Source organism: Staphylococcus sp. NWU MKU2 (genome assembly GCF_033283605.1).
Classification (GTDB): domain Bacteria; phylum Bacillota; class Bacilli; order Staphylococcales; family Staphylococcaceae; genus Staphylococcus; species Staphylococcus haemolyticus.
Map to the genome: position 1 here is coordinate 80,177 of NZ_JAVSMH010000007.1, position 26,497 is coordinate 106,673.

The 26,497-nt window shown below is 31.0% G+C and carries 28 protein-coding genes and 1 pseudogene; 20 read left to right on the forward strand and 9 right to left on the reverse strand.

Annotated features, from left to right (window positions below; all coding sequences use genetic code 11):
- Positions 1-47: 47 nt before the first annotated feature.
- Positions 48-905: pseudogene (locus tag SBL15_RS10405) on the reverse strand (SDR family oxidoreductase).
- A gap of 68 nt (positions 906-973) precedes the next feature.
- A complete protein-coding gene (locus SBL15_RS10410; RefSeq protein WP_053019077.1) occupies positions 974-1,981 on the reverse strand; it encodes a HoxN/HupN/NixA family nickel/cobalt transporter in 1,008 nt (335 codons plus the stop codon).
- 213 nt (positions 1,982-2,194) lie between these two features.
- Between SBL15_RS10410 and SBL15_RS10415 the strand changes: the two genes are divergently transcribed.
- Genes SBL15_RS10415 through vraR form a run of 4 tightly spaced genes read left to right on the forward strand, consistent with a single transcriptional unit; the run spans position 2,195 to position 4,969 of the window.
- Positions 2,195-2,581, forward strand: coding sequence for a hypothetical protein (locus tag SBL15_RS10415; RefSeq protein WP_037537962.1), 387 nt, complete (start codon positions 2,195-2,197; stop codon positions 2,579-2,581).
- 24 nt (positions 2,582-2,605) lie between these two features.
- Entirely contained in the window at positions 2,606-3,307 is a 702-nt protein-coding gene (gene liaF, locus SBL15_RS10420; protein WP_011275374.1) for a cell wall-active antibiotics response protein LiaF, read from the forward strand.
- Entirely contained in the window at positions 3,304-4,350 is a 1,047-nt protein-coding gene (locus tag SBL15_RS10425; protein ID WP_037537960.1) for a sensor histidine kinase, read from the forward strand. Before liaF ends, SBL15_RS10425 begins: the two co-directional genes overlap by 4 nt.
- The gene (vraR, locus tag SBL15_RS10430; protein WP_037551137.1) at positions 4,340-4,969 is read left to right on the forward strand and encodes a two-component system response regulator VraR; all 630 of its coding nucleotides are present in this window, start codon (positions 4,340-4,342) and stop codon (positions 4,967-4,969) included. The genes SBL15_RS10425 and vraR overlap by 11 nt, the downstream gene beginning before the upstream one ends.
- Before the next feature lie 62 nt (positions 4,970-5,031).
- Here the strand turns inward: vraR and SBL15_RS10435 are convergent, their stop codons facing one another.
- From SBL15_RS10435 to SBL15_RS10445, 3 genes are all read right to left on the reverse strand, one after another.
- Positions 5,032-6,243, reverse strand: coding sequence for a YihY/virulence factor BrkB family protein (locus SBL15_RS10435; RefSeq protein WP_107612160.1), 1,212 nt, complete (start codon positions 6,241-6,243; stop codon positions 5,032-5,034).
- A 200-nt stretch (positions 6,244-6,443) separates the two neighbouring features.
- Entirely contained in the window at positions 6,444-6,728 is a 285-nt protein-coding gene (locus tag SBL15_RS10440; protein WP_011275378.1) for a YtxH domain-containing protein, read from the reverse strand.
- A gap of 5 nt (positions 6,729-6,733) precedes the next feature.
- Positions 6,734-7,198, reverse strand: coding sequence for a low molecular weight protein-tyrosine-phosphatase (locus SBL15_RS10445; RefSeq protein ID WP_037537954.1), 465 nt, complete (start codon positions 7,196-7,198; stop codon positions 6,734-6,736).
- Between the two features lie 141 nt (positions 7,199-7,339).
- On the opposite strand from SBL15_RS10445, the gene SBL15_RS10450 reads away from it, so the two are divergent.
- Genes SBL15_RS10450 through SBL15_RS10460 form a run of 3 tightly spaced genes read left to right on the forward strand, consistent with a single transcriptional unit; the run spans position 7,340 to position 9,376 of the window.
- Entirely contained in the window at positions 7,340-7,549 is a 210-nt protein-coding gene (locus tag SBL15_RS10450) for a DUF1128 domain-containing protein (RefSeq protein WP_080290985.1), read from the forward strand.
- A 13-nt stretch (positions 7,550-7,562) separates the two neighbouring features.
- A complete protein-coding gene (locus SBL15_RS10455) occupies positions 7,563-8,810 on the forward strand; it encodes an aminopeptidase (protein WP_107612159.1) in 1,248 nt (415 codons plus the stop codon).
- A gap of 32 nt (positions 8,811-8,842) precedes the next feature.
- Positions 8,843-9,376 (forward strand): acyl-CoA thioesterase, encoded by a 534-nt coding sequence (locus tag SBL15_RS10460; RefSeq protein WP_011275382.1) that lies wholly within the window; start codon positions 8,843-8,845, stop codon positions 9,374-9,376.
- A gap of 132 nt (positions 9,377-9,508) precedes the next feature.
- Here SBL15_RS10460 and yfkAB read toward each other — a convergent pair whose 3' ends face one another.
- Complete coding sequence (yfkAB, locus tag SBL15_RS10465) at positions 9,509-10,648, reverse strand: radical SAM/CxCxxxxC motif protein YfkAB (protein ID WP_182703535.1); 1,140 nt, start codon at positions 10,646-10,648, stop codon at positions 9,509-9,511.
- 153 nt (positions 10,649-10,801) lie between these two features.
- On the opposite strand from yfkAB, the gene SBL15_RS10470 reads away from it, so the two are divergent.
- From SBL15_RS10470 to SBL15_RS10500, 7 genes are all read left to right on the forward strand, one after another.
- Positions 10,802-10,963: an SE1561 family protein gene (locus tag SBL15_RS10470; RefSeq protein ID WP_011275386.1), complete on the forward strand. Its 162-nt coding sequence runs from the start codon at positions 10,802-10,804 to the stop codon at positions 10,961-10,963.
- Between the two features lie 89 nt (positions 10,964-11,052).
- Complete coding sequence (locus SBL15_RS10475) at positions 11,053-11,571, forward strand: type 1 glutamine amidotransferase domain-containing protein (RefSeq protein WP_053041859.1); 519 nt, start codon at positions 11,053-11,055, stop codon at positions 11,569-11,571.
- 290 nt (positions 11,572-11,861) lie between these two features.
- Positions 11,862-12,674, forward strand: coding sequence for a monofunctional peptidoglycan glycosyltransferase SgtB (gene sgtB / locus SBL15_RS10480; protein WP_107612157.1), 813 nt, complete (start codon positions 11,862-11,864; stop codon positions 12,672-12,674).
- 206 nt (positions 12,675-12,880) lie between these two features.
- The gene (gene recX, locus SBL15_RS10485) at positions 12,881-13,684 is read left to right on the forward strand and encodes a recombination regulator RecX (protein WP_037537945.1); all 804 of its coding nucleotides are present in this window, start codon (positions 12,881-12,883) and stop codon (positions 13,682-13,684) included.
- Positions 13,677-13,991 carry a YfhH family protein gene (locus SBL15_RS10490; RefSeq protein ID WP_053017412.1) on the forward strand — a complete coding sequence of 105 codons (315 nt, stop codon included), beginning with the start codon at positions 13,677-13,679 and terminating at the stop codon, positions 13,989-13,991. The genes recX and SBL15_RS10490 overlap by 8 nt, the downstream gene beginning before the upstream one ends.
- 15 nt (positions 13,992-14,006) lie before the next feature.
- A complete protein-coding gene (locus SBL15_RS10495) occupies positions 14,007-15,518 on the forward strand; it encodes an ATP-binding cassette domain-containing protein (RefSeq protein ID WP_107612156.1) in 1,512 nt (503 codons plus the stop codon).
- Positions 15,519-15,526: 8 nt separating this feature from the next.
- Positions 15,527-16,318, forward strand: a complete 792-nt coding sequence (locus tag SBL15_RS10500) for a teichoic acid transporter (RefSeq protein WP_107612155.1) — start codon at positions 15,527-15,529, stop codon at positions 16,316-16,318.
- Positions 16,319-16,374: 56 nt separating this feature from the next.
- Here the strand turns inward: SBL15_RS10500 and SBL15_RS10505 are convergent, their stop codons facing one another.
- A complete protein-coding gene (locus SBL15_RS10505) occupies positions 16,375-17,352 on the reverse strand; it encodes a metal-dependent hydrolase (protein WP_016931354.1) in 978 nt (325 codons plus the stop codon).
- A 143-nt stretch (positions 17,353-17,495) separates the two neighbouring features.
- Between SBL15_RS10505 and mutY the strand changes: the two genes are divergently transcribed.
- From mutY to SBL15_RS10520, 3 genes are all read left to right on the forward strand, one after another.
- Entirely contained in the window at positions 17,496-18,542 is a 1,047-nt protein-coding gene (gene mutY / locus SBL15_RS10510; protein WP_107612154.1) for an A/G-specific adenine glycosylase, read from the forward strand.
- Between the two features lie 122 nt (positions 18,543-18,664).
- The gene (locus SBL15_RS10515) at positions 18,665-19,207 is read left to right on the forward strand and encodes a DUF402 domain-containing protein (RefSeq protein WP_011275396.1); all 543 of its coding nucleotides are present in this window, start codon (positions 18,665-18,667) and stop codon (positions 19,205-19,207) included.
- Positions 19,208-19,371: 164 nt separating this feature from the next.
- Entirely contained in the window at positions 19,372-21,108 is a 1,737-nt protein-coding gene (locus tag SBL15_RS10520; RefSeq protein WP_107612153.1) for an ABC transporter ATP-binding protein, read from the forward strand.
- 187 nt (positions 21,109-21,295) lie between these two features.
- Here the strand turns inward: SBL15_RS10520 and SBL15_RS10525 are convergent, their stop codons facing one another.
- Positions 21,296-22,390: an aromatic acid exporter family protein gene (locus SBL15_RS10525; RefSeq protein ID WP_317955929.1), complete on the reverse strand. Its 1,095-nt coding sequence runs from the start codon at positions 22,388-22,390 to the stop codon at positions 21,296-21,298.
- Positions 22,391-22,543: 153 nt separating this feature from the next.
- Positions 22,544-23,833, reverse strand: coding sequence for a glutamate-1-semialdehyde 2,1-aminomutase (locus SBL15_RS10530; protein WP_107612151.1), 1,290 nt, complete (start codon positions 23,831-23,833; stop codon positions 22,544-22,546).
- An 81-nt stretch (positions 23,834-23,914) separates the two neighbouring features.
- Here SBL15_RS10530 and bcp point away from each other — a divergent pair, with 81 nt between their 5' ends.
- The 3 genes from bcp (at position 23,915) to perR (ending at position 25,872) form a co-directional block, all read left to right on the forward strand.
- Positions 23,915-24,370, forward strand: a complete 456-nt coding sequence (gene bcp / locus SBL15_RS10535) for a thioredoxin-dependent thiol peroxidase (protein ID WP_037537928.1) — start codon at positions 23,915-23,917, stop codon at positions 24,368-24,370.
- Between the two features lie 5 nt (positions 24,371-24,375).
- Positions 24,376-25,326 (forward strand): NAD(P)-dependent oxidoreductase, encoded by a 951-nt coding sequence (locus tag SBL15_RS10540; protein WP_317955931.1) that lies wholly within the window; start codon positions 24,376-24,378, stop codon positions 25,324-25,326.
- A 93-nt stretch (positions 25,327-25,419) separates the two neighbouring features.
- Positions 25,420-25,872, forward strand: coding sequence for a peroxide-responsive transcriptional repressor PerR (gene perR, locus SBL15_RS10545; RefSeq protein WP_011275403.1), 453 nt, complete (start codon positions 25,420-25,422; stop codon positions 25,870-25,872).
- Positions 25,873-26,497 lie beyond the last annotated feature (625 nt).

Genomic DNA, 26,497 nt, shown 5'->3' on the forward strand with positions numbered 1-26,497 from the left:
CGCTCATTTACTGGTTTTTTAAGTTTATATTAGTTAGTTTTATAAAGTTATTTACCTAATAATTTATAGACTTGTTGCTGCTGTTGTTTGCCATCTGTGTCTAGTTTGGTTTTAATTTTTGTGAAAGTTTCAGACCAATCAGACGTACGCGTTCTAATAGGTGGTTCTTTCATTTCAATAGTTTTTAAAATGACTTGCGCAACTTCATGTGAACTTTGAGAAGCATCATGCCCATAATTTTCTTTAATACCACTGATATATGAATTGTATAAGTGCGTATATTCATCTTCTTGTATGCCACCAGTTTGAGTTAGGTGGTTCATTATGTTGGGCATAAATTCAGATTGTATGCCACCAGGTTCAATAATAGTAAATTTAATATTGAATTCAGGTTGAATATAACTTGCTAAAGATTCTGTATAACCTTCAACACCAAACTTAGCGGCACAATATATTTCGTTGAAAGGTTGCCCAACTAGGCCTCCAACTGACGAAATATTGATAACACGACCTTCTCTTTGTGATCTCATGATTGGTAATACAGCTTTGGTCATTCGAATAACACCCATTAAATTTAAATTAAGTTGCCAATTTATTTCTTCATCGGTTGCTTATTCTGTAGTTTTATTAAAGCCGGCGCCAGCATTGTTAATCAAAATGTCTATACGACCTTCTACTTGTATAATGAATTCAACAGCAGATTTAATACCATCTAATTTGGTTACATCCAATTCTAAAATGGTTAGGTCTACATTTCTTTTAGTCGCTTCATTTTTTAAATTCATTTGTTTTTCTAAATTACGCATCGTGGCATATACTTGAAATCCTTTTTCAGCCAGCATGAGCGATGTTTCAAATCCTAGTCCTGATGAAGCACCAGTAACTAGAGCAATAGTTTTATTCATATCATAATCTCCTTTGTGAAAGTCACTAAAGTATTAACTATTCTACGAATAATGTCAAAGAAATGAATCTATGAAGACCATCGTTGTTCAACTTTGCCAAATTTCCAAATTAAAGTGGAAATGAGCCAACTGATAATAAATAAAATCACTAAAATATAACCTATATTATCAAATTGTATGTTTTCAATAAATTCCCAGAAAGAACCTTTTAATTGAAGCTTATCAACTAGTATTTGTAGTAATTCAACAGTACCAATTAATAGCGCAGCAATAACAGATATAGCAGTAATTGTAATATTGTAATAAATTTTCCGAATAGGATTGAAGAATGCCCAATTATAAGCAGAAGTCATCAGTATACCGTCTAATGTATCTAGCAAACTCATTCCGGCAGCAAACAATATAGGTAAAGATAATATACCTACGAATGAAATTGCTTGCTGTGACGCACCTGAAGATAAAGCTAGCAATGAGATTTCACTAGCAGTATCAAATCCTAAACCGAATAGAAAGCCTAGTGGCAAGACATGCCAACTATGACTAATAAATTTAAAGTATGGTCCGACCATACGAGAAACAAAGCCACGTGTATCTAATAAATCATTTAACTTCTCATCATTAATTTTGTCTTTGCGAAACTTTAAAAATAAAGTTATTAAAGAAATTAATATCATTAGATTTAATATACCTATGAGAATTAAAAATGTTCCTGAAACGAGAGTGCCAATAATTCCACCAATTTCTTGAAAGTGGGGTAATGCATCTTTAGCCCATTTAATTGAAATGCCTAAAAAGACAGCCATAAAAAAGACTACTGTAGAATGTCCAATTGAGAAGTAGAAACCTACACCCACTGGATTACGTTGTTGTTGGATTAATTTACGCACTGTATTATCAATAGCAGCTATATGGTCTGCATCAAAAGCGTGTCGAAGTCCTAATGTATAAGCAAGTAATCCCATACCTAGTAGTAGATGATTAGTATTTGCTAAATAGAGGAAGCCAAAACCCAGAATGTGAAGTGAAATCACAATAAGTACATAAGGAAGCCAATTAAGACGATGTGTGTTAATCATTGATGTTACCTTCTTTCAAAAATAAATATAATTAATCATACACCTGTTTAAGTTGAAAATAAAATTTGAGGTATAACTTACATGAATTTTATATGAATTCTATAGAAATAATAAACATCGTACTAAAGTATGAGAGTAAGATGGTCCTAGAGCCTATATGAGTTTAAGTCACTTTAAACTATAATTGAGCTTAATCAAGGACGAGGTGGTTCTATGAATTATATGGACTTATATTTACAACACTTTCTTAAAGTAGTTATTAAACGAAACATTAATGATTACAAAATTAGTTTAGATCAAAAATTAAAGAGCATTGAAAATTACATTGAATATTTAAAAGAAAAGAAAACGCAAATGAATAAGTTGATTGACAGTTTAACTGCAACATTAGAAAATAAATATATTGATATTACTAATACGTATAATATTAAACATGCACAAGAAATTAATAATTATGAAATTGAAGGTCTTAAAAGACAGCTTGATCTATTTGAAGCCTATTGTGCAAGAATTGAAGCGGATATTCATCGTTGCTCTAAAGAAAAGATCACAACACAAGGCCAATGTGACATAATTGAACAAATGAGTGTAGTAGCTTAATTGAAAGGAATAGGAGGCGACACATTGACTCGAAAATATATATCGACAGAGTTATTAATCATATTTACGGCATTAATGATTATTGCCAATTTTTATTACATCTTTTTTGAGAAAATAGGCTACCTATTTGTATTACTTTTAGGATGTATATTAGTTTATGTAGGCTACCTTTACTTTCATAAAGTAAGGGGTCTCTTAGCGTTTTGGATAGGTGCATTGCTTATAGCATTTACTCTATTGTCGAATAAATATACCATCATAATATTATTTGTCTTTCTAGTTATCGTAATCATTAGATATCTCATTTTTAAGTTTAAACCTTTAAAAGTGATTGCTTCAGAAGATGAAGTTACATCACCTCAATTTATTAAACAAAAGTGGTTTGGAGAGCAACGCACACCAGTATATGTTTATAAATGGGAAGATGTACAAATTCAACATGGTGTTGGTGATATACACATTGATATGACAAAAGCCGCAAATATTAAAGAGAATAATACGATAGTAGTAAGACATATTTTAGGGAAAATTCAGTTAGTGGTACCATTGAATTATAATATTAATTTACACATGGCTGCTCTATATGGAAATGCTTATTTAAATGGCCAATCGTATAAAGTTGAAAATAATCATATCCAAGTTGAAGAGAAGCCTAAAGAAGAGAATTATAATGTCAATGTTTATGTTTCAACATTCATAGGAGATGTTGAGGTGATTTATCGATGAACCACTACTTAAGAGCTATCGGTTCAATGCTTATACTAGTTTATAGCATGTTAACCGCGTTCTTATTTATAGATAAAGTATTTGTTAATATTATCTATTTCCAAGGTATGTTTTATACTCAAATTTTTGGGATACCTGTTTTTCTATTTTTAAATTTAGTCATCATTTTACTTTGTATTATAGTAGGTTCAATTCTCGCATATAAAATTAATCAACAAAATCAGTGGATTAAGTCGCAAATCGAGCATGCCATTGAAGGAGAAACAGTAGGTATTAATGATCAAAACATTGAGCTCTATAACGAAACCATAGATATTTATCAAACATTAGTTCCGTTGAATCAAGAGTTACACCGTTTACGAATGAAAACGCAAAACTTAACTAATGAGAATTATAATATGAATGATGTTAAAGTTAAGAAAATCATTGAGGATGAACGACAGAGATTAGCTCGCGAGTTACACGACTCTGTTAGTCAACAACTTTTTGCAGCAAGCATGATGTTATCTGCAATAAAAGAAACAAAATTAGAGGCACCGCTTGATCAACAAATACCAGTATTAGAGAAAATGGTACAGGAATCTCAACTTGAAATGCGCGCATTGTTACTTCATTTAAGACCTTTAGGACTGAAAGATAAATCTCTAGGTGAAGGTATCAAAGATTTAGTTATTGATTTGCAAAAGAAAGTGCCTATGAAAGTCATACACGATATTCAAGATTTTAAGGTGCCTAAAGGTATAGAAGATCATTTATTTAGAATTACACAAGAGGCTATATCAAATACGTTAAGACATTCTAATGGATCTAAAGTTACAGTGGAATTATTTAACCAACAAGATTATCTATTACTTCGAATTCAAGATAATGGTAAAGGATTCAATGTTGACGAGAAATTAGAACAAAGTTATGGATTAAAAAATATGAGGGAACGCGCATTAGAAATTGGTGCGACATTCCATATTGTTTCGTTACCGGATTCTGGAACGAGAATAGAAGTTAAAGCACCGTTAAATAAGGAGGATGATAATAATGACGATTAAAGTTTTGTTCGTTGATGACCATGAAATGGTTAGAATTGGGATATCAAGTTATCTATCAACACAATCTGACATTGAGATAGTTGGAGAAGGGGAATCTGGTAAAGACGCCATTGCAAAAGCTCATGAATTAAAACCTGATTTAATTCTTATGGATTTATTAATGGATGACATGGATGGTGTCGAAGCAACTACTCAAATCAAAAAAGATTTGCCGCATATTAAAGTTGTAATGTTAACTAGTTTTATTGAAGATAAAGAAGTATATAGAGCATTAGATGCTGGTGTAGATAGCTATATTTTAAAAACGACTAGTGCTAGTGATATAGCCGACGCAGTACGCAAAACTTATAATGGTGAATCGGTATTTGAACCTGAAGTTTTAGTTAAGATGCGTAACAGAATGAAGAAACGTGCAGAATTATATGAAATGCTGACTGAGCGTGAAATGGAAATTTTATTATTAATTGCAAAAGGGTATTCAAATCAAGAAATAGCGAGTGCTTCTCATATTACAATTAAAACCGTTAAAACTCATGTAAGTAATATATTGAGTAAATTAGAAGTACAAGATAGAACACAAGCCGTAATTTATGCATTCCAACATAATTTGATTCAATAAAAAAGGTTGAGGCGATAAACCGTTGCCTCAACCTTTTATTAATTTAATTAGTATTTAAACACTTATTTTTTATTATCATCGTCATTATTAGTAAATTTATCTTTAATTTTCTCAGTCAATGAAGCATCTTCTTCATGTTTATCTTCTGGATCTTTATCGACTTTATAGTCTTCATCTTTGCCAGTAGCTGTATGTTTATATTCATAAGTAGTATCTTCATTATAGTGGTTCTGGTTATTATCATCATGGTCGAGCGCTGCTTCTTCAGGAGTTTGTCCTTTAATAACATGTCTTTGATGGATGATTGCATTAATTTCAGCACCAATAATAATGATAAAACTTGTTAAATATAACCAAATTAATAAGATAATAATACCTGCGATACTGCCATAAGTCTTAGAGTAGTTTCCAAAATTTGAAATGTAGAAACCAAATGCGAAAGTCCCAAGTAACCAGATGACTGATGTAAATATAGCTCCTGGTAATACTGATTTTAGTTTAGTTTTAACGTTTGGAGCTACAGAGTATAGAATTGTAAATAGAATCAAAATAATAATTAATGGTAATACAACTCTAATTAAACTAAAGATCCATTTAACTTGACTATCTAATCCAAGAGGACCGAATAAGAAATGAGCAATAACTGACCCCATAGTAGGTAATGCCATCGCAACTAAAAATACGACACCTAACACAATCGTGAAAATAACACTTAGTATCTTTAAAAGAATACCATTTCTATTATCTTCAACATCATAAGCTACATTGAATGAATTCATAATTGCAGTCATACCATTTGAAGCTGACCAAATTGCTAAGATTAACCCGATAGAAAGTAAACCGCCACTAGAATTTTTAGTGACATCGCTAATTACACCTTTAATAAGACTCGATGTGTCAGCAGGTGCATTACTTAATAAACCAGTGATTTGGCTTTGGTCTAGGTTAAATAATGGTAACAATGTTAATAGGAAAATTAACATTGGGAACATAGCTAATACAAAATGATAGGTCATTTGTGCTGCTAAGCCTGAAGCGTCATCTTTGCCTATTCGATAAATTAAATAAGAAAGAAAATTAGATTTTTTTGTATACTTAGCTGGTTTGTTTAATCTTGAAACGAAAAAGACTTGATTGTCTTTTTTTGGTTCTTTAGATTGAAATTCTTGAGGCTCTACATATGTACGATCAACATTAATTTTATCTTGATTCTTCTCTTGCTCGTCTTTAATAGAGTTAAGATACTTCGAGTTTGATTTATTTTCTTTTGACATAACAATCTCCTTTGCTTTAACCACATACATTAATTTAAATAGTAAAATAAGCGGGACAGAAACCTGTTATATAATAAAGATTTCATTGTCCCACCTTACTATGAGTGAAAAACAAAAATAATATTTTACTTTTCACTTTCAGTTAGTTTTTATTTTAACTAAAGTTATAAAAAAGAGATTTAGCTAAAATAAACAATCAATTATTGACCAATGCGGTTATTCTTACGTTCAACGAAAGTATCTTTAGCATCTTTAATTGATTTTTCTAATTCTGGGTTATTGCGACGAATTTCTTCAATTGTATCTTTCCAATATAAAACTTCGTCTTTAATAGAATTGAATTTAGAAGGTTTGCGTGAACGATTACCTTCTTTAACATCTTTTACAGATTGAACTAAAGCGTTACGTGTTGATTTGTCAGCTAAAGTAGCAGCACCACCAACAATAGCGCCAATTAAAATACCAGGAATTAATTTGTTTTCCATTTTATTTACCCCTCTTTCAAATTTGCATCTTTGACGATGAAATCAATTAGATTGTCACAAGATGATTGTACCATTTCATATACACCTTCAAAATTATTAGTGTAATAAGGATCTGGCACATCACTCTCTTCCATGTTACTAAATTCGAGCAATTTGAACAATTTTCCTTTTATATTAGGATTGATGTTTTGGATATTATCAACATTGCTCTGATCCATAGCAATAATATAATCAAAATCATCACTTGATTCAAATAACTCACTAATCATACCATCAAAAGGTATATTATGGCGATTAAGAATATCTTGAGTACCTTCATGGGGAGGTTCTCCAAGGTTCCATTTACCTGTTCCTCTTGAGTAAACGTTAACGTCTGAAATGTTTCTATCTATCAAACGTTGACGCATGATTGCTTCAGCCATAGGAGAGCGACATATGTTTCCTAGACATACAAATGCTACATCTACCATATTGTATTCCCCCTAATTAATCTTATATAAACCATTTTATAGTTATTTTAAAATTTTATAAAGACATAATAATACTATATACGATAAAAGTTTGTTAAATTATCATACTTTGATAGAATATTGTATTAAAGAGGTGATAACGTGAGTCAAAATAAAAATGAAACAATGATTGCAGATATTAGAAAAAAATTAAATATTGTTAATCAAGGTTTGTTAAATCCAGATAAATTTAAAAATGCCAATCAGCAAGATATAGAAGAAATTCATAATTTTGTTATGTCTAAAGATTCTTTTTCACCAAGCGAAGTTACAGCAATTGCTGATGAGTTGGGAAACTTACGTCAAGATTAGGGAGGATGATGATATGACTTCATTAAGTTATAACGAGAAATTACAACAGTATGCAGAATTATTAGTTAAAATAGGTATGAATGTACAACCTAAACAACCTGTTTTTATTAGATCTTCAGTTGATGCCATCGATTTAACACGTTTAATAGTTGAAGAATCATATAAAGCTGGAGCATCAGACGTAAAAGTAAATTATTCAGATTCTAAATTAAATAGACTTAAATTTGAGTATGAATCAGTAGATTACTTTGAAAATCAGGCAGTTAAATCGTATGAAGTAGATGAACGAATGGATTATGCTAATCGTGGCGCTGCAAATTTAGCTTTACTTAGTGGTGATCCAAACTTGCTAAATGGTATAGACCCTGAAAAACTCAAAGCCAATCAAATGAGTTATAGTCAAGCATTCAAAGGATATATGGAAGGAAGTCAGAAGAATCAGTTTCCATGGGTTGTTGCTGCTTTTCCTTCTAAAGATTGGGCTAGACGTGTTTATCCAGATTTAGATGAAGAAATTGCATTAGAAAAGTTTATTGATGAAGTGTTTGATATCGTAAGAATTGACGGGAACGATCCTATTGAAAATTGGAAAAAGCATATAGAAAACTTAAGTGTACATGCTAAATTGATGCAAGAAAAAAATTATAAAGCGTTACATTATCAATCCAAAGGAACAGACTTAGTTGTAGGACTTCCAAAAGGACATATTTGGGAAGATGCTACGAGCTATGTTAATGGCAATCAACAAGCTTTTATAGCTAATTTACCAACTGAAGAAGTTTTTACAGCTCCTGATCGTAACAACGTTAATGGATATGTAACAAATAAATTGCCATTAAGCTATAATGGTACAATCATTGATGGCTTTACATTAACGTTTAAAGATGGACAAATCGTAGATTTCAAAGCAGACAAAGGCGAAGATGTGCTTAGAGATTTGATCAATACTGATGAGGGTTCTAAGCGACTAGGAGAAGTCGCTTTAGTACCTGATGATTCTCCAATTTCAAATCGTAATACTATTTTCTACAACACGTTATTTGATGAAAACGCATCATGTCATTTAGCCATTGGTTCGGCATATGGCTTTAATGTTGAAGGTGGTACTGAAATGACGACTGAAGAAAAAATTGCCAGTGGTCTTAATGATTCAAATGTCCATGTTGACTTCATGATAGGAAGTGCAGATTTAACGATTTATGGAATTAAACAGGATGACACTAAAGAATTAGTGTTTAAAAACGGCAATTGGGCTCAATAAAAATAGAAATTAAAATAAAAGGGGTATAACGCATGTCAAATTCTCAAGGTATTCGTAAATCAATGTCTGAATCAAAAAGTTATAAAGCTAAACAAGTATTTCCTCAAGACACCAATCATCACCACACAATGTTTGGTGGATCATTGATGGCTAACATAGATGAAATTGCAGCCATTACTGCAATGAAACATGCTAATGCCCAAGTAGTTACAGCATCAACTGATTCTGTAGATTTTTTGAGACCAATCAAAACAGGAGATATTACTTCTTATGAAGCGATGGTTAGTTATGCAGGTACAAGTTCAATGGAAGTTTGTGTTCAAATAATTATTGAGGATGTATTAAATAAAGAAAGACATTTAGCAGCCTTAAGTTTCTTAACTTTTGTTGCATTAGATGATAATGGTAAGCCAGTCCAAGTACCAGATGTCTATCCAGAATCAAAAGTTGAAAAATGGTTCTATGAAAGTGCGCCTAAGCGTGTACAGCGTAGAAAAGATAGAAGAGAAGAAAGTAAAAATACGATTGAATTTTTATCGAATGCACAACATATTGAAGAATTATAAATCACGGACAAGTTAAACGCTGGAACTAATATATTATAATTCTCATAAAACAGAACTAAGCACCACATAATGTTATTCTAAAACTTACTTTATGTGGTGCTTAGTTTATAGATATATGTGAATTATGGATGCTTAACTAAAAATATTTTCTGTGTGCATTTCTATTTCTTTCTGTTTGAAATCAGTGTTTGGATAATACATGTTTTTCACTAAAACATTAGGGCCTAAACAATGAAATGCCTCACAATGACAATTTAAAGATTTTGCTAAATCTGAAGTGAGCCATTTATTAAATACATCAGTCAATTTGTCTGTTTTTATATTTGAGATGGTACCATTTTCATCTCCAAAGTCTGTTACAATGACATCTCCGCTAAACACATTTACATTTAAGCGACTTCGTCCATCTGGATCATTTCGTGTTGTCACATTTTTTGCATCTCTTAAGCGTTGTAATAGTGCTTGATCATTTTCGTCATTAATACATGGATAGATAGGTAACGTACCAAACAGCATCCATACATTCTCATCTCGAATATCTAATAAATGATGAATTGCTTGTTTCATTTCTTTTAGAGAAAGCACATTTAATTGACTTGCGAAATCCGCTGGGTACATAGGATGAACTTCATGACGATTGCATTTCATATCATTAACGATTTCTTTATGAATTTTATCTAAGTAAGGTAAAGTACTCTGATTTAACATCGTTTCAGCTGAAACAAACATACCTTGACTTGAAAGGGTGCTCGCATTATCTAACATCTGTTCATATAATTTTAATTTTGCTTTTAAAGGTGGTTGTTTTTTCATGGCGCCAAAGCCAACATCAGTAAATTCTTGTATAGTTCCCCAATTATGTGAAATGTGCATAACATCTATGTATTCCGCGATATCTAAATAACGATCTTGAGGCAATGTTAAATTAGAATTCATTTGAACATAAATACCTCGATCTTTCGCGTATTTTAATAGGGGTTTAACGATATTTTTAATTGATTTCTTTGAGAACATTGGTTCTCCGCCTGTGATTGACATTGTTCTTAATTGAGGTATTTCATCTAAACGACGATAAATAATATCCATAGGTAATGCATCCGGATCTTTTGTTTGTAATGTATAACCTACTGCACAATGGCTACATCTCATATTACATAGCGTTGTGGTTGTAAATTCTATATTACTCAACGTCAACTGTCCGTAGTCTTCAATATCGTTATAAGCTTCCCAAGGATCATTTGAAATTGAAATGGGTTTTTTCTGATTTGTCATCCACATATTTATTACTCCTAAACTAAAAAAATTCCTCTATTCGTTGCAAAAGTACAGTAAACATTATTAAGATTATATCCCTTTTTGTCAAATTCTGTTAGGATAAAATTAACGTATTGTTAAATAAACTCATATAAAAAAGGAGAAACATTTATGAATGAACAACAAACAATGGAACAAATTAAAACGAGATTATCAAAATTCTTAGAAGATATTGATCATGTTAATCCTGATGAAGTAAGTGTTGAAGACATTGATGAATGGATTGGCTTACTAGATCAATTAGAAGAAAAAGTAAAGCAAGTGTCTAACTAAATAATAGCCGTTTAAGTTCAACTATGTTTAATAGCCTTCTATTTCGTCTATATAATAAATATAATTCGAACAAGAAAGGTGATTAATACATGACTAAAAAAGTAGCAATTATCTTATCAAATGAATTTGAAGATATTGAATTAACTAGCCCTAAAGAAGCAATTGAAGAAGCTGGTTTTGAAACAGAAATCATTGGTGATACTGCAAATGCTGAAGTAGTAGGTAAGCATGGTGAAAAAGTTACTGTAGACGTAAGTATTGCTGATGCTAAACCAGAAAATTATGATGGACTTCTAATTCCAGGTGGATTCTCACCAGACCATCTTCGCGGAGATGCAGAAGGTCGATATGGTACGTTTGCTAAATACTTCACTAAAAATGATGTTCCAGCATTTGCAATTTGCCACGGACCTCAAATTTTAATTGATACTGATGATTTAAATGGACGTACGCTAACAGCTGTACTTAATGTACGTAAAGATTTATCAAATGCTGGTGCAAACGTAGTAGACGAATCAGTTGTAGTTGATAAAAATATCGTAACTAGTCGTACACCAGATGACTTAGATGATTTTAACAGAGAAATTGTTAAACAACTTCAAGCATAAATCTTGTTGATGTAAAGCTTGAATATTATTCGATATAATCTTATAAGTCAATTTTATAAATTCGCAATATTTAATGAACTGAGGAGAGACTTTAATATGTCTTTTCTCGGTTCTTTTTTGCTTTCAAAAATTTAGTTATAGTAATTTAATGACTTAACTTCAGATATTGGTCTCATAGTCATATATTCTCATACACCCCGGGACCGATTTTTCGCTTTAAGTATGGCTTATTATAAGAACTACTGTTAAACTCTCAAATATAGAGTGAGTTTAAGTAAAGGAGCTACCGCATGAAAAGAAGCCAAAGAATGAACAACTCGCCTGAGAGACATTCACAATACCGTAATGAACCACATTACAATACGTATTATCAACCTGTAGGTAAACCACCTAAAAAGAAAAAGAGTAAACGCATATTTTTACGTCTGTTTATTATATTTATCATCATATTTGCATTGTTTATCGGATTAATGTATTACTTATCTTCTAGAGCAAATGTTGATGACCTTAAAACTATTGAAAATAAAAGCAGTTATGTATCTGCAGATAATATGCCTGATTATGTAAAAGGTGCATTTATTTCAATGGAAGATGAACGTTTTTATAAACACCACGGTTTTGATGTAAAACGTACAACACGAGCATTGTTTTCAACGATAGGGGATAGAGATGTTCAAGGTGGAAGTACAATTACGCAACAAACTGTGAAAAATTATTATTATGATAATGAACGTTCTTTCACTAGAAAATTAAAAGAATTGTTTGTAGCACATAAAGTAGAACAACAATATAGTAAAAATGAAATATTGAGTTTTTATTTAAATAACATTTATTACGGTAGCGATCAATATACAATCGAAAGTGCCGCCAATTACTATTTTGGTACTACAGTAAATAAAAATAGTGATAGTATGTCTCAAATTACAGTATTACAAAGTGCGATATTAGCTAGTAAGGTCAATGCACCTAGTGTTTATGATATAAGTAATATGTCTGATAACTTTAAAAATAGAATTAAAACAAACCTTGAAAAAATGAAACAACAAGAATATATATCTGATAGCCAATATCAAGAGGCATTAAGTCAACTAAATAACTATTGATTTGTTTTGCATGCGTATATACAAATTTCGTAATTATAATTTAGTCTTCATAAAGTAGTCATAATATAAATGAACTTTATGAGGACTTTTTATATAGGTAAAACATTTTGTGTAATGCGATAAGTGATATAAAATAATGATTGTTAGAATATTTTAAACTGAATGAGTTAATAGAGGACATATTTATAAGTGAAGGTGGTGGGTGTATGACTAAAATTACGAAAATAGAAGTACAAAAGAATAACAAAGAACGATTTAATCTATTCTTGGATGAAGTATTTGAAATGGGAATAGATATCGATACACTTGTAAAGTTCAATTTAAAAAAAGGTCAAATTCTTGAGCCATCAGATATGGAGAATATTCAAAAGTATGAGCATTATCGTTTAGGTATTAATATGGCAATTCAATACTTATCATATAAAAAAAGAACTGAAAAAGAAGTGCGACAACATTTGCAACAAAATGAAATAAGTGACATAGCAATCCAACAAGTTATAGATTATTGTTACAAAGAATCGTATATTAACCATGAAGATTATGCTGAAAGCTTAAAGAATACGATGATAAACACTACTGACAAAGGTCCTGAAATTTATAGACAGAAATTATATCAAGTTGGAATTGAACCTAATATTATAAATACATATGTTCCGATTTACGAAGAAGAGCAATCATTTGAAGCGGTAATCGAAGTTGCCAAAAAAATTATGAAAACTAAAAAAGGCCCTGAAATTAAAATACGTCAGAAGGTACTTCAAAGTCTGATACAAAAAGGATATTCTATGGATGTTGCACAACAAGCAATAGCTGAATTAAATTTTGAACAAGATGAAAATATATTAGATGATTTATTGCAAAAAGATCTTGAAAAAGTATATACAAAACAAAGACGTAAGTATGACGGACAACAATTAGTAATGAAGACGATAGAGTCACTTATGAGAAAAGGATATAAATATGATAAAATTAAATCAAAATTAGAAGAAAGTGGTATTTCAGATGAATGATAAAAAGCTAAGTGAAATGTCTGAGCAAGAATTAAGACATGAAATACAAACATATAAAGAAAAAATGCGTAAAGCTGAAATGAATGGCATCATGAATGAGTACGATGTATATCAAAGTAAAGTCATCATTGCTGAAAGTTACTTAGTCGATCGTACTAAGGTAGTGCTTGGTAGAATGTATAAACTTAATGATGGAAGCGACCAATACTTCAAAGTCGAACGATTAAAAGGTGTATTTGCATGGGGATATAGAATTAATAGTAAGACCCCTGAAGAAGGATTGCCACTCGCTTTATTAAAAATTTAGAAGGATGTAACATGAATGGGAAGTTCAATAGTCTTAAAAATGCTCAATGTCACGCATTATTATAGAAGTAAGAAAAATAGAAAGTGGTATTTACCATTTGGTTATGCCGCAGAAGACATAGAATTAAACAATATTTCACTACATATATATCAAGGTGAGGCTTTAGCTATTATTGGCGAGCTGGGGGCTTCTAAAACTTTATTAGGTAGGATAATGGCTGGTGATATTAAACCTGATAGAGGTAAAATTAATAAATCGGTCTCTACTTATTATGGTGATATAAAAGACAAACATTTAATACATATAACAGTGCGACAATATGTAAAAGAAATTCAAAGATTATTTTCTTACGAAACAACATCACACAGTGTTGATCAAATTATCAAATTTGCACATTTAGATGATAAGTCTACGTTTAATATAAATATGCTTAGTCACTCTGATTTTGCACAATTAATATTAAGCATTGCACGTGTATGTCGAAAAGAATTGATTATTTTGAACCATATCATTGAACATCTTGATGAAGACTTTTTAGAAAAAGCAAAACAATTATCGAAAGACTATGTTAACGATAATAATTCGTTAGTATTCATCGATAATGATATTGAAAAAGTTGAAAAAGTAAGTAATTATGTAGCATGGATTTCACATGGGCAATTAAGGATGGAAGGTTCACTAAATCAAGTTTTACCTGTGTTTAAAGAACATGAGCAAGATCGAATGAGTATAGGAAATGATGAAGAACAGCAAAATTTTGATTTAGATTGGAAAGAAAGTCGTAGTCGACTCCCTGAAATGAGTTATAACTTTAAAAGAGTAGAAAGATATAGACATGCGAAAGTTCCTGATTTTGTCGTGAGGTTTTGGACAATTTTGATTGCAAGCTTGATTTGTTTGGCCATCGTTGGAGCATTAGTCATTAACAACATTGGGCGCTTTGATGTTCCTATAATTGAAGCTCAAAAGAAAGTTGAAAATAAAGACCCATTTGAGGAAAAATTGGCATATGGAATCGTATTAGACGACTCGATAACGTTAAATGGTGATTCTAATACAAAAGTTCCTAAATACGCATTTTTAACAATAACAGGTGAAAATTCAAAAAAATATCGTGTTAATATCGATAATCAAGATTATGTTGTAGAAAAACATAAATTACAATATTTTAACCCAGCAGCTTTATATGAGTCGCATTCATTTAAAAAATTATCTCCATATATGAAATCAAATTATAGTAATTTTGTAGATTATTATAATAGCCATTTACATAAAAAACATGATCGAGTTAAAAAAACACTTGTTCCCGATAAGGATTCTAGATATGTTGTAGGAGTAACGCAACAACCAGTAGAAATGTTATTTAATGATCAAGATAAATTAACAGGATTTGTTTTTCCAATAATTAATAAAGATGAACTTAAAGATAAATATCATATTAATCAAGATTTATGGATAGTTAAGTCAGGTGATGGATATTTAATCGCAGATATGAAAAATAGTAAGTGGATATACATTGAATTGTAGGTGTAAAAATGATAGATAACATTTTATTATATATAAAACTTTTCCCTTCACTAATAAAGTTTACTAAGCAACGTATAATAGATACTTGGAAATGGTTTGCATTTCTCTTCATTGTTGAACTTGTCTTAGTATTAATAGCACTAATTACGCTGTCGTTTATCGAGATTGAAGATATTAGTAAAGCTAGATGGTTATATAGAATTGTTGCTTTGATTACATTTGTGACAATGTTTGCGACAATTTTTAAATCTTTTAAAGAGTATAGTCAAGATTATTTAATAACTAAGTCGTTCCAATCAACACCATTGATAACTACAGTTGCGAACGCACTTATCGGAAGTTCTATTTGTTGTATATTATCAATTATTTCTTTATTGTTTAAACCAGTGAATTTCGATGCATCTTTCATTGCATTTATTGTATTTTATATAATGATGATTCTATTTATAATATTCATATCTGTTACTTTAGGATTGTTAGATACTATATATAAAAATATGACTATGATATTCTGGTTAGCTGTAGTTATAAACTTTTTTATAGTACCTATTATTTTTATTCCTTCTGCAAATGAGAATTTAATGATTCAATTGTTAAAGTTAAATCCTCTGTTTTATTTAATTGATGGATTAGCGACTTCTACGATTTATGGCGTAGTGAATATGTATAATATTTCATATCATATCTATTTCATTTTAATAATAGTAACGATTGGAGCAATTAATTTTATGCTTATGAGATATGTAGCACATTCAAAATATAAATATTCCTCTAATATAATTGCGACAAAAAATAAATAAAAGAGTGAATCAGAATCATAGTGTAGTTTATGGTTCTGGTTCACTCTTTTTAAAAATTATTTAGAATATAATTTTTTTTGTAATTTTTCTTCAGTGAAAACCCATCCTATATATGAGTGATCTATATTGTTATCATTATCGACATGTGCTATTGCAGCAAAACTATAATGCCCTTTATTTAAATAGCGTAAATCTATTAGACGAACTTCTGTAGTGTCGTCATCCAGCTTACGAGTTTGCCATCGATAAATTGATGAGAAGTTCAAAAATGTTCTAATGTCTTTATTACTTTTAATCTGCCAGAGTAAAGTGTCTGGAGAAAATTTCTGTCGTTTAACTTTATCACTAAAGACAACATTTCGACCAAATGCTCTTCCAACATAATCATGTTCTTCAGTTTGAATAGCAACGCGCCATTCCATGAATTTCATCGTAGGTGCCACAAATATTTTAACAGGATTATGCTGTGCTTTAATCTGGCTTAATGCTTGCTTTTTAATGATACTCTGCATTTTGAAACGAATAATATAATAAATGATGAGTATACCAATAATTGGAAAGAATACTATGAATGGATGTACACCGAATAACCAAACGACAATCCCTACACAAAGTATAATAAATATGATTGGATCGAATGTATTAATAACACTTAATTGAATCCACTTGTTTGTGAGTGGACGCAAAGCTTGAGTACCATAAGAATTAAATATATCAACAAACACATGTAAAAACACTGCTAACTGTGCCCATAACCATATATGCGTTGTATCTACTCCTGGGAATAAAACATAAATAATAAATGTGATCAGTATAGGCCACAAAATTGTAAATGGTATAGAATGAGTGATACCACGATGGTGTGAAATATATGTGGCGTTATTTTTCAATTTTAAAACGGTGTCACCATCTGGAATTAACGATCCGGCAATTAAGGTTGTAGCAGTAGCTGCCATAGTATTTGCCATAGCTGGATCTTGACTAGCTAGAGCAGTTAATCCAACACCTATTGCTATATGCGTGGCTGTATCCATAACATTCACTCTTTTCATGTTAATTTAATATATATTATAATCTAAAAATTGAAATAACGAAATTAAGAAACTTATTAAAATACTATTAGTTTGCTATAAACCGATTAGATGAAATAAATAATGAGATTGGAAAGGATTTAAGTATGTTAAATGAATCTACATTTAAAAAAAGATTAATACAGTGGTTTAATGAAAATCAAAGAGAAATGCCTTGGCGTGAGACTTCTAATCCATATTATATTTGGTTAAGTGAGGTTATGCTTCAACAAACACAAGTTAAAACCGTTATTGACTACTATCATAAGTTTATTAGCCGTTTTCCGACTATAGAAGACTTGAGTCAGGCAAATGAAGATGAAGTGCTTAAATATTGGGAAGGTTTAGGTTATTATAGCCGTGCACGTAACTTTCATACTGCTGTAAAAGAAGTGGCATCTGAATACAATGGCGTCGTTCCTTCAACACCAGATCAATTTGGAAAACTTAAAGGCGTTGGTCCATATACACAAGCAGCTGTATTGAGTATAGCGTTTAATAAACCTTTAGCAACCGTTGATGGTAATGTCTTTCGAGTATGGTCTAGATTAAATAATGATCAACGAGATATTAAATTGCAATCAACACGAAAGGCATATGAAAAAGAATTACAGCCCTATGTTTATCATCAATCTGGTACTTTCAATCAAGCAATGATGGAATTAGGAGCATTAGTTTGCACACCTAAGAATCCGTTGTGCTTATTCTGTCCTGTTCAAGACAACTGCAGTGCTTTCAAAGAAGGGACTGTGCTAGATTTACCAGTAAAAACTAAAAACATAAAGAAGAAAACGATTCAGCAACATGTGTTTTTAGTTAGAAATGCAAAAGGGGAGTATTTAATTGAGCAACGACAAGAGCGATTGTTAAATGGTATGTGGCAATTTCCTATGTTTGAAGCACCAAATGCATTGGAACAATTAGAGAATAAATTAGGAATGTCACTATCGATAGCTGAGGAAATAGTGTTTAAGCTAAAACATCAATTCACTCATATGACTTGGGATATTAGAGTATATAGTGTAATTGAGACAGTATCTCTTTCTAAAAAAATGATGGAAGACTATAAACTTGAGTGGATGAATTTAAATCGCCGTGATGAATATACATTACCTGTATCAATGGATAAAATATATAAATATATAAATGGTTAAAAACATAAATTTATAGGTGATTTTTGAAGGCTATATTAAAAATAGTAACGCATCTTTAAAGACTTAATTAAAATTATGATATAATCTAAAGTGCGAAAATTACTAAAAGGGTGGTGTGGAGTATGGTAAAAGAATCCATACCTAAAGAAGGCGAAAATATAAAAATTCAAAGTTACAAACACGATGGTAATATTCATAGAGTATGGTCTGAAACGACGATTTTAAAAGGAACAGATCATGTTATTATCGGTGGAAATGATCATACTTTAGTTACTGAAAGTGATGGTCGCACGTGGATTACTCGAGAACCGGCAATCGTTTATTTTCACTCAGAATTCTGGTTTAACGTTATTTGTATGTTTAGAGAAGATGGCATTTATTACTATTGTAATCTTTCATCACCATTCGTTTGTGATGAAGAAGCTTTGAAATATATCGATTATGATTTAGACATTAAAGTTTATCCTAATGGTAAATATCATTTGCTAGATGAAGATGAGTATGAACAACATATGAATCAGATGAATTATCCACACGATATCGATGTTATTTTACGCCGTAATGTAGATATTTTACAGCAGTGGATAGAACAAAAGAAAGGTCCGTTCGCCCCTGATTTTATAAAAGTTTGGAAAGAGCGTTACAAAAAAATTCGAAATTACTAAGCATAAAAGATGTAATTGCTACATATATGTTTTATAGTACTTGAGTAATTATAAGCAGAGGTTGAATTTACTTAAAGTTGCAAAAGGAGATTGTTTGCAATTGAAAGTTTCAACCTCTATTAATTTTCTAAAAAATTGAATTGAAAATTATAGGGGGGACTAGTATGATACGACGCTATTTAGAATTTGTTAAACCTTACAAATATCGTATAATAGCGACGATAATTATCGGGATTATAAAATTCGGCATTCCTATGTTAATTCCTTTACTTATCAAATATGCAATTGATGGCGTTATTAATAATAGTGCACTTTCTACGAATGAAAAATTTCAACATCTAAGTGTAGCTATCGGCATAGCTTTATTTATATTCTTAATTGTGAGACCACCAATCGAATACTTACGTCAATATCTTGCACAATGGACGAGTAACAAGATTTTATATGATATTCGAAAACAATTATATAATCATTTGCAAGCTTTAAGTGCTAGATTTTATGCGAACAATCAGGTAGGGCAAGTTATTTCAAGAGTGATAAATGATGTAGAACAAACTAAAGATTTTATTTTAACCGGTTTAATGAACATATGGTTAGATTGTATAACAATTGTCATTGCACTATCTATCATGTTTTTCCTAGATGTTAAGTTAACTTTCGCAGCTATATTCATCTTTCCATTCTATATTTTGACAGTGTATTTCTTCTTCGGTCGTTTAAGAAAATTAACTCGTAAACGTTCGCAAGCTTTAGCTGAAGTACAGGGCTTTTTACATGAACGTGTACAAGGTATGTCTGTAATTAAAAGTTTTGCGATAGAAGATAATGAAGCTAAAAACTTTGATCATAAAAACCAACATTTCTTAAATCGAGCATTTCAACATACGTCATGGAATGCCTACTCATTTGCAGCAATTAATACTGTGACAGATTTAGGACCAATAATCGTAATTGGCTTCGGTGCCTATTTAGCCATTAATGGTTCAATCACTGTTGGTACACTTGCTGCATTTGTAGGATACTTGGAACAATTATTCGGACCACTGAGAAGATTGGTTTCTTCCTTTACAACACTAACTCAAAGTTTTGCATCTATGGATAGGGTATTCCAATTGATGGATGAAGATTACGATATAAAAAATGGTATTGGCGCTCAACCTATTGAAATTAAACAAGGGCATATTGAGTTGAAGAATGTAAGTTTTAAATACAATGAAGATGAATCAACTATACTAAAAGATATAAATCTTAATATTAATAAAGGGGATACTGTAGCTTTTGTTGGTATGAGTGGTGGTGGTAAGTCAACCTTAATTAACTTGATACCTCGCTTCTATGATGTGTCTGAAGGTGAAATATTAATTGATGATCATAATGTTAGAGACTTTCTTACTGGTAGTTTAAGAAATCAAATTGGTCTAGTCCAACAAGATAATATTCTTTTCTCAGATACAGTGAGAGAAAATATCTTACTAGGTCGCCCAGATGCTACTGAGGAAGAAGTTATTGAAGCGGCTAAAATGGCAAACGCGCATGAATTTATAATGAATCTTCATGATGGCTATGATACCGAAGTAGGGGAGCGAGGCGTTAAATTATCTGGTGGTCAAAAACAACGTCTTTCAATTGCAAGAATCTTTTTAAATAATCCACCAATTTTAATTTTAGATGAAGCCACATCAGCATTAGATTTAGAAAGTGAAGCAATTATACAGGAAGCATTAGATGTATTAAGTAAAGACAGAACTACACTCATTGTTGCACATAGACTATCAACAATTACACATGCAGATAAAATAATTGTAATGCAAAATGGTGAAATAGTAGAAACAGGAACGCATAAAGAGTTGATTGAAAAACAAGGTGCTTATGAGCATTTATATAGCATACAAAATTTATAGTAAAAAAATGAGCCTGTGGCATAATTCAATGCCTCAGGCTCCAAATATATATTGGCAGTAGTTGACTGGCTAAAAATGCACTTGTAACAATCCTTTTTAATTCTAGTCAACCTTGCCGGAGTGGTCGGGGGTCAGCAAAGAGAATTTCATAAAGAAAATTTTACAAGCTTCGTAACCCCATTTTTTGTTATAAATCAAAATCCTCATCAGCAATATCTATATCAGTGTCATTGCGGTGATAAGTGAAGAAGCTTAATCTTAATCGATCTAGATGTTCTAAATAATAACGATATTCTTCTATTGTAGCAATAATTTGCATGATATTTGAATATGAATATTCTACTTGATAAGGGTTTTGAATTAACTGCTGTTGAAAAGCATCCATTAGGTCTTTCTTTTGAGGATTCATGATTTGATTATCAAAATGTTCCACATTGTAACGAGCTTTTTTCGACAAGCTTTTTAAAATTTGTTCGTGGTAGGCTGTTAATGAATCTAATTCTAATTTAATCTGGAAAATTAAATTGTAATTTAGATTGTGAAGATCATTCTGATATCTAGCCATACGATTTAGTACTTCATAAGCTTGTCTTGTAGTGCCTACAACTTCTTTAAATAAAATTTTCTTTCTATTTTGTTGGAAGGCAGCCTTTCTAGTTAATGCTTTTTCTTCATTATAGTAATTAAAAATCTGTTCAAGTTTTGATATATGTGATTCAATTTGTTCTCCATCTTCTTTTATCTGATGATAATCGGATGCGTCATTTAATACGAGTTTAAACCAAATGAAAATATCAGAAGCAATATTCACTGAGTTGTGATATATCTTAGTTTCAAATTTGGGTGGTAAAAATATTAAGTTAACTACAGAAGCGCTGACAACACCAATCATTACTAGTATAAACCTAAATGCTGCAGTGACATAGAATGACCCAGTATGTTGTCCCATTATAATAAGCGCTGTTACGCCAGCTAATGTAGCAACGTGAGCTAAATTTAATTTATATAAGATAGCAATTAATAGAATGACAGTAACACCCATAATAACGATATTTTTCCCAAATATTGTTACCATTATGACTGCTAATAAAGCACCAATGACATTACCTGTAGCTTGTTCTGAAATAGTTTTAATAGAACGGTAGATATTAGGTTGCATAGCAACAATCGCACTAATTCCTGCTACAGATTTTAAACCGACATTATCAGGTAAGAAAGACGCTATAAACAAAGCAAGAATAATTGCAATACCAGTCTTAAGTATACGAGCTCCTAGCCTCAACTATAACGCTCCTTTAAATATATTTTTATAATAATATTTTAAACTAGTATACACTTGAAGACTGAATAGATACAAGTTTTTGTTTTGATTAAAAAAACCTACAATAAGGGCAACGTTATAATTTACGTTCCTTTATTGTAGGTTATAAATTTGCTATTTCATTTGGCTAAACGCATAATCAGCAGCTTTGAGTGTTTCATCAATGTCTTCTTCAGTATGCTCTGTAGTTAAGAACCATGCTTCAAATTTTGATGGAGCTAAATTAATACCTTGGTTCAACATTAATTTAAAGAACTTAGCAAATGCCTCTCCATCTGAATTCTCAACTTGCTCATAATGTGTGATTTTTTCATCTGTGAAGTAAAGTGTTAAAGAGCCATATACTCTATTAATAGTTGCTGTAATATTATATTTATCAATTAGCTCTAATAGACCATCTTCAAGTCGTTTTCCTAATTGATCTAATCTTTCATAGACACCTTTTTGTTCTAGTACTTCTAGTAATGCGATACCTGCTCTCATAGAAAGTGGATTACCTGCCATCGTTCCAGCTTGGTAAGCCGGACCTAATGGGGCAACGTGTTCCATGATATCTTGTCGGCCACCATAGCCACCAATTGGAAGGCCGCCCCCAATTATTTTTCCGAATGCAGTTAAGTCTGGATATACATTTAATAGATCTTGGGCTGCACCATAATGGAAGCGGAATGCAGTAATAACTTCATCATAAATCACCAACGCACCATAATCGTGAGTAATTTCATTAACTTTTTCTAAGAAACCTGGTTGTGGTTCAACCATACCAAAATTACCAACAATTGGCTCAACTAGCACAGCAGCTACTTCGTCTCCCCAATGCTCCATAGCTTCTTTATATGATTCAATATCATTAAACGGTACTGTAATTACTTCTTTAGCGACACTTTCTGGAACACCTGCAGAGTCAGGAGATCCTAATTGTGATGGACCACTACCAGCAGCTACTAATACTAAATCAGAATGACCGTGATAGGAACCTGCAAATTTAATAATTTTATTTCTCTTTGTATAAGCTCTCGCAACACGAATCGTTGTCATAACTGCTTCAGTTCCAGAGTTTACGAATCGTATTTTTTCTAGTGACGGAATAGCTTCTCGTAATTTTTTACTAAATTCAATTTCTAATTCTGTTGGCGTGCCATAGAGTACACCTTTAGCTGCTTGATCTTGAATAGCTTTAGTTATATGAGGATGAGCATGACCTGTGATAATAGGACCATATGCTTGTAAATAATCAATAAATTTATTGCCATCAACATCATACAAGTATGCGCCGTGTCCTTCGCGCATTACAACAGGAGCACCTCCACCAACCGCTTTATAAGAGCGTGATGGTGAATTAACGCCACCCAAAATATATTCATTTGACAATTGTTGTAGACGTTCACTCTCAGTGAATTTCATCTTATTTCAACCTCTCTTATTTTAATATTATTCCTTACTATCGTATCATATAATTAATATAATTAAGAAATAGGTGATATAATGCTCAAAAAAGGTCAAAAATTTCCAAATTTTAAATTAGAAAATCAGAATGGTGAATGGATTACCAATGAGACAATAAAAGGAAGTAAAACAATTATTTATTTTTATCCACGTGATAACACTCCAACTTGTACAACAGAAGCATGTGACTTTAGAGACAACTTAGAACAATTTAATGGCTTGAATGTTCAAATATATGGAGTCAGTGGTGATACTAAGAAAAAACATCAAAATTTTATTGCAAAACATAATCTTAATTTTGATTTATTAGTTGATGAGGATTTTCAATTATCTAAAGCAATAGGTGTCTATCAATTGAAAAAATCATTTGGTAAAGAATCTATGGGTATTGTTCGCACAACATTTATTATTGATGAGGATGGCGTTATCATCGATGTCATTGAAAAGGTTAAAGTAAAAACACAAATTGAAGAACTAAATCAAATTTTGGGGTGAAATCAATGAAAATAGTTAGTTTAAAGCGATTAGGAGAAATAGAAGCTTCACTTATAAACAACTACCCGGATTTAGAATTTTACTTTTTCAAGAATGCAGTAGATATACCGACAGAACTTAAAGATGAATTAGAGATATTGATTGGCTATGATAGTGGCGTTGATAAGAACTTTATTAATGCCTGTCCAAACTTAAAATGGATCTCCTGGTATGCTACAGGTGTTAATAATCTACCATTAGAAGTTATTAAAGAAAGAAATATTATTTTAACTAATACTAGGGGAATACAGGCTAAACAAGTTTCAGAATTTGTTTTATCCTTCATACTTGATGACTATAAGAAAATGCGTACATCATATGTTAATCAAGTAAATAAAGTTTATGATTCTAAACTAACTGGTAAACGATTGAGCGATGAAAAAGTATTAATACTAGGAACAGGATCGTTAGCTCAACAAACCGTCAAATTACTCAAACCGTTTGAATTGGAAATAATCGGTATAAGTAAATCCGGTCATCATAAAGATGGTTTCGATAATATTTATACAATAGAAGATTTAGAATCACATTTAAATAAAGCTGATATTATTATTAATACATTACCTGAAACTCAAGAAACATATCATTTATTGTCAGAGAGACATTTCAAAATTATGGATGATAAATGTTTATTTATTAATGTAGGTAGAGGAACAATTGTTGAGGAGAAAATACTCATAAAAGTATTAAGTCATAACTTAATTCGCCATGCATATTTAGATGTATTTGAAAATGAACCATTAGATGCAAACAATGAATTATATAAATTAGATAATGTGACGATTACAGCACATATAACAGGAAATGACAAAAATATAAAAAGTGATGCTACAAAACTATTTGAGAGGAATTTGGATGATTTTCTCAATAAAAATGATGTAATTGAGAATAGAGTCGATTTATATAAAGGTTATTAATGGAAATCGTTCGTACTTATTGACATCACACTTTCGAAACGGTTATATTAATATCAAGTAATAATTATTATTAAGTAGAAAGTGGTGAATCAAATGAGTGCAGAATTAGAGTCTATTGATCATGAGTTAGAAGAGTCAATTGCAGCCCTAAGAAGAGCTGGTGTAAGAATCACACCACAACGTCAAGCCATCATTCGTTATCTCATTGCATCTCATTCACATCCAACTGCGGATGAAATTTATCAAGCACTTTCACCTGATTTTCCAAATATTAGTGTTGCGACTATATATAATAATTTAAGAGTGTTTAAAAGTATTGGCATAGTTAAAGAGTTAACATATGGAGATGCATCAAGTCGATTTGATTTTAATACTCATAATCATTATCACGTTATCTGTGAGAAATGTGGCAAGATTGTAGACTTTCATTATCCTCAACTTGATGAAGTTGAACAACTTGCACAGCACATCACAGAGTTCGACGTAACACATCACCGTATGGAAATATATGGTATTTGTAAAGAATGCAAAGATAAAGAAGAATAGTAGAATAGAAGTAAAAGAAGCAATGGTACTAAACCATTGCTTCTTTTATTAAAACTAGCTATAAGCGATAAATAAACACACCTTAAATGATTTATTAAGCGCGAAAATCATATACACTAGTATTTATAATAAATCCATCGACAAAATAATGATAAAAATTATGTAAATTATACTCTTAATTCAAAACAATACATTAGAGGTGAAAATTTAGCCATTATTATGATGCGAAAATGATTGACGTACCTTTGCAAACTTGCTATTATATAAAAGTCGTCAAAAACGAATGTAAACTTTCTTGTTTCAGAAATTAATTTCATTAAATTAATGTTAAGAAAGTGTAATTTTGACTATTGAAAAACTTTGCAAGACAATATAAGATGTTATTTGTTGAAATAATCAATTAAGTTTTGAACAGAAGAATTTTTGAATAAAATAAAATTTAAAAAAGTTCTTGACATAATATAAAGATTATTGATATAATTAATAAATGTAATTGCTTTAAATGAACATTGAAAACTGAATGACAATATGTCAACGTTAATTCCAAAAAAACAGTAACTTAAATGTTACAAACACTATTTAGTATTATGAGCTAATCAAACATCATAAATTTTTATGGAGAGTT

What these genes read in the sequence shown, in the direction of transcription:
- SBL15_RS10410 (WP_053019077.1), bottom strand. Translation starts at nt 1,981, where the DNA reads ATGATTAACACACATCGTCTTAATTGGCTTCCTTATGTACTTATTGTG.
- SBL15_RS10415 (WP_037537962.1), top strand. Translation starts at nt 2,195, where the DNA reads ATGAATTATATGGACTTATATTTACAACACTTTCTTAAAGTAGTTATT.
- SBL15_RS10425 (WP_037537960.1), top strand. Translation starts at nt 3,304, where the DNA reads ATGAACCACTACTTAAGAGCTATCGGTTCAATGCTTATACTAGTTTAT.
- vraR (WP_037551137.1), top strand. Translation starts at nt 4,340, where the DNA reads ATGACGATTAAAGTTTTGTTCGTTGATGACCATGAAATGGTTAGAATT.
- SBL15_RS10435 (WP_107612160.1), bottom strand. Translation starts at nt 6,243, where the DNA reads ATGTCAAAAGAAAATAAATCAAACTCGAAGTATCTTAACTCTATTAAA.
- SBL15_RS10440 (WP_011275378.1), bottom strand. Translation starts at nt 6,728, where the DNA reads ATGGAAAACAAATTAATTCCTGGTATTTTAATTGGCGCTATTGTTGGT.
- SBL15_RS10445 (WP_037537954.1), bottom strand. Translation starts at nt 7,198, where the DNA reads ATGGTAGATGTAGCATTTGTATGTCTAGGAAACATATGTCGCTCTCCT.
- SBL15_RS10455 (WP_107612159.1), top strand. Translation starts at nt 7,563, where the DNA reads ATGACTTCATTAAGTTATAACGAGAAATTACAACAGTATGCAGAATTA.
- SBL15_RS10460 (WP_011275382.1), top strand. Translation starts at nt 8,843, where the DNA reads ATGTCAAATTCTCAAGGTATTCGTAAATCAATGTCTGAATCAAAAAGT.
- yfkAB (WP_182703535.1), bottom strand. Translation starts at nt 10,648, where the DNA reads ATGACAAATCAGAAAAAACCCATTTCAATTTCAAATGATCCTTGGGAA.
- SBL15_RS10470 (WP_011275386.1), top strand. Translation starts at nt 10,802, where the DNA reads ATGAATGAACAACAAACAATGGAACAAATTAAAACGAGATTATCAAAA.
- SBL15_RS10475 (WP_053041859.1), top strand. Translation starts at nt 11,053, where the DNA reads ATGACTAAAAAAGTAGCAATTATCTTATCAAATGAATTTGAAGATATT.
- sgtB (WP_107612157.1), top strand. Translation starts at nt 11,862, where the DNA reads ATGAAAAGAAGCCAAAGAATGAACAACTCGCCTGAGAGACATTCACAA.
- recX (WP_037537945.1), top strand. Translation starts at nt 12,881, where the DNA reads ATGACTAAAATTACGAAAATAGAAGTACAAAAGAATAACAAAGAACGA.
- SBL15_RS10490 (WP_053017412.1), top strand. Translation starts at nt 13,677, where the DNA reads ATGAATGATAAAAAGCTAAGTGAAATGTCTGAGCAAGAATTAAGACAT.
- SBL15_RS10495 (WP_107612156.1), top strand. Translation starts at nt 14,007, where the DNA reads ATGGGAAGTTCAATAGTCTTAAAAATGCTCAATGTCACGCATTATTAT.
- SBL15_RS10500 (WP_107612155.1), top strand. Translation starts at nt 15,527, where the DNA reads ATGATAGATAACATTTTATTATATATAAAACTTTTCCCTTCACTAATA.
- SBL15_RS10505 (WP_016931354.1), bottom strand. Translation starts at nt 17,352, where the DNA reads ATGGATACAGCCACGCATATAGCAATAGGTGTTGGATTAACTGCTCTA.
- mutY (WP_107612154.1), top strand. Translation starts at nt 17,496, where the DNA reads ATGTTAAATGAATCTACATTTAAAAAAAGATTAATACAGTGGTTTAAT.
- SBL15_RS10515 (WP_011275396.1), top strand. Translation starts at nt 18,665, where the DNA reads ATGGTAAAAGAATCCATACCTAAAGAAGGCGAAAATATAAAAATTCAA.
- SBL15_RS10520 (WP_107612153.1), top strand. Translation starts at nt 19,372, where the DNA reads ATGATACGACGCTATTTAGAATTTGTTAAACCTTACAAATATCGTATA.
- SBL15_RS10530 (WP_107612151.1), bottom strand. Translation starts at nt 23,833, where the DNA reads ATGAAATTCACTGAGAGTGAACGTCTACAACAATTGTCAAATGAATAT.
- bcp (WP_037537928.1), top strand. Translation starts at nt 23,915, where the DNA reads ATGCTCAAAAAAGGTCAAAAATTTCCAAATTTTAAATTAGAAAATCAG.
- SBL15_RS10540 (WP_317955931.1), top strand. Translation starts at nt 24,376, where the DNA reads ATGAAAATAGTTAGTTTAAAGCGATTAGGAGAAATAGAAGCTTCACTT.
- perR (WP_011275403.1), top strand. Translation starts at nt 25,420, where the DNA reads ATGAGTGCAGAATTAGAGTCTATTGATCATGAGTTAGAAGAGTCAATT.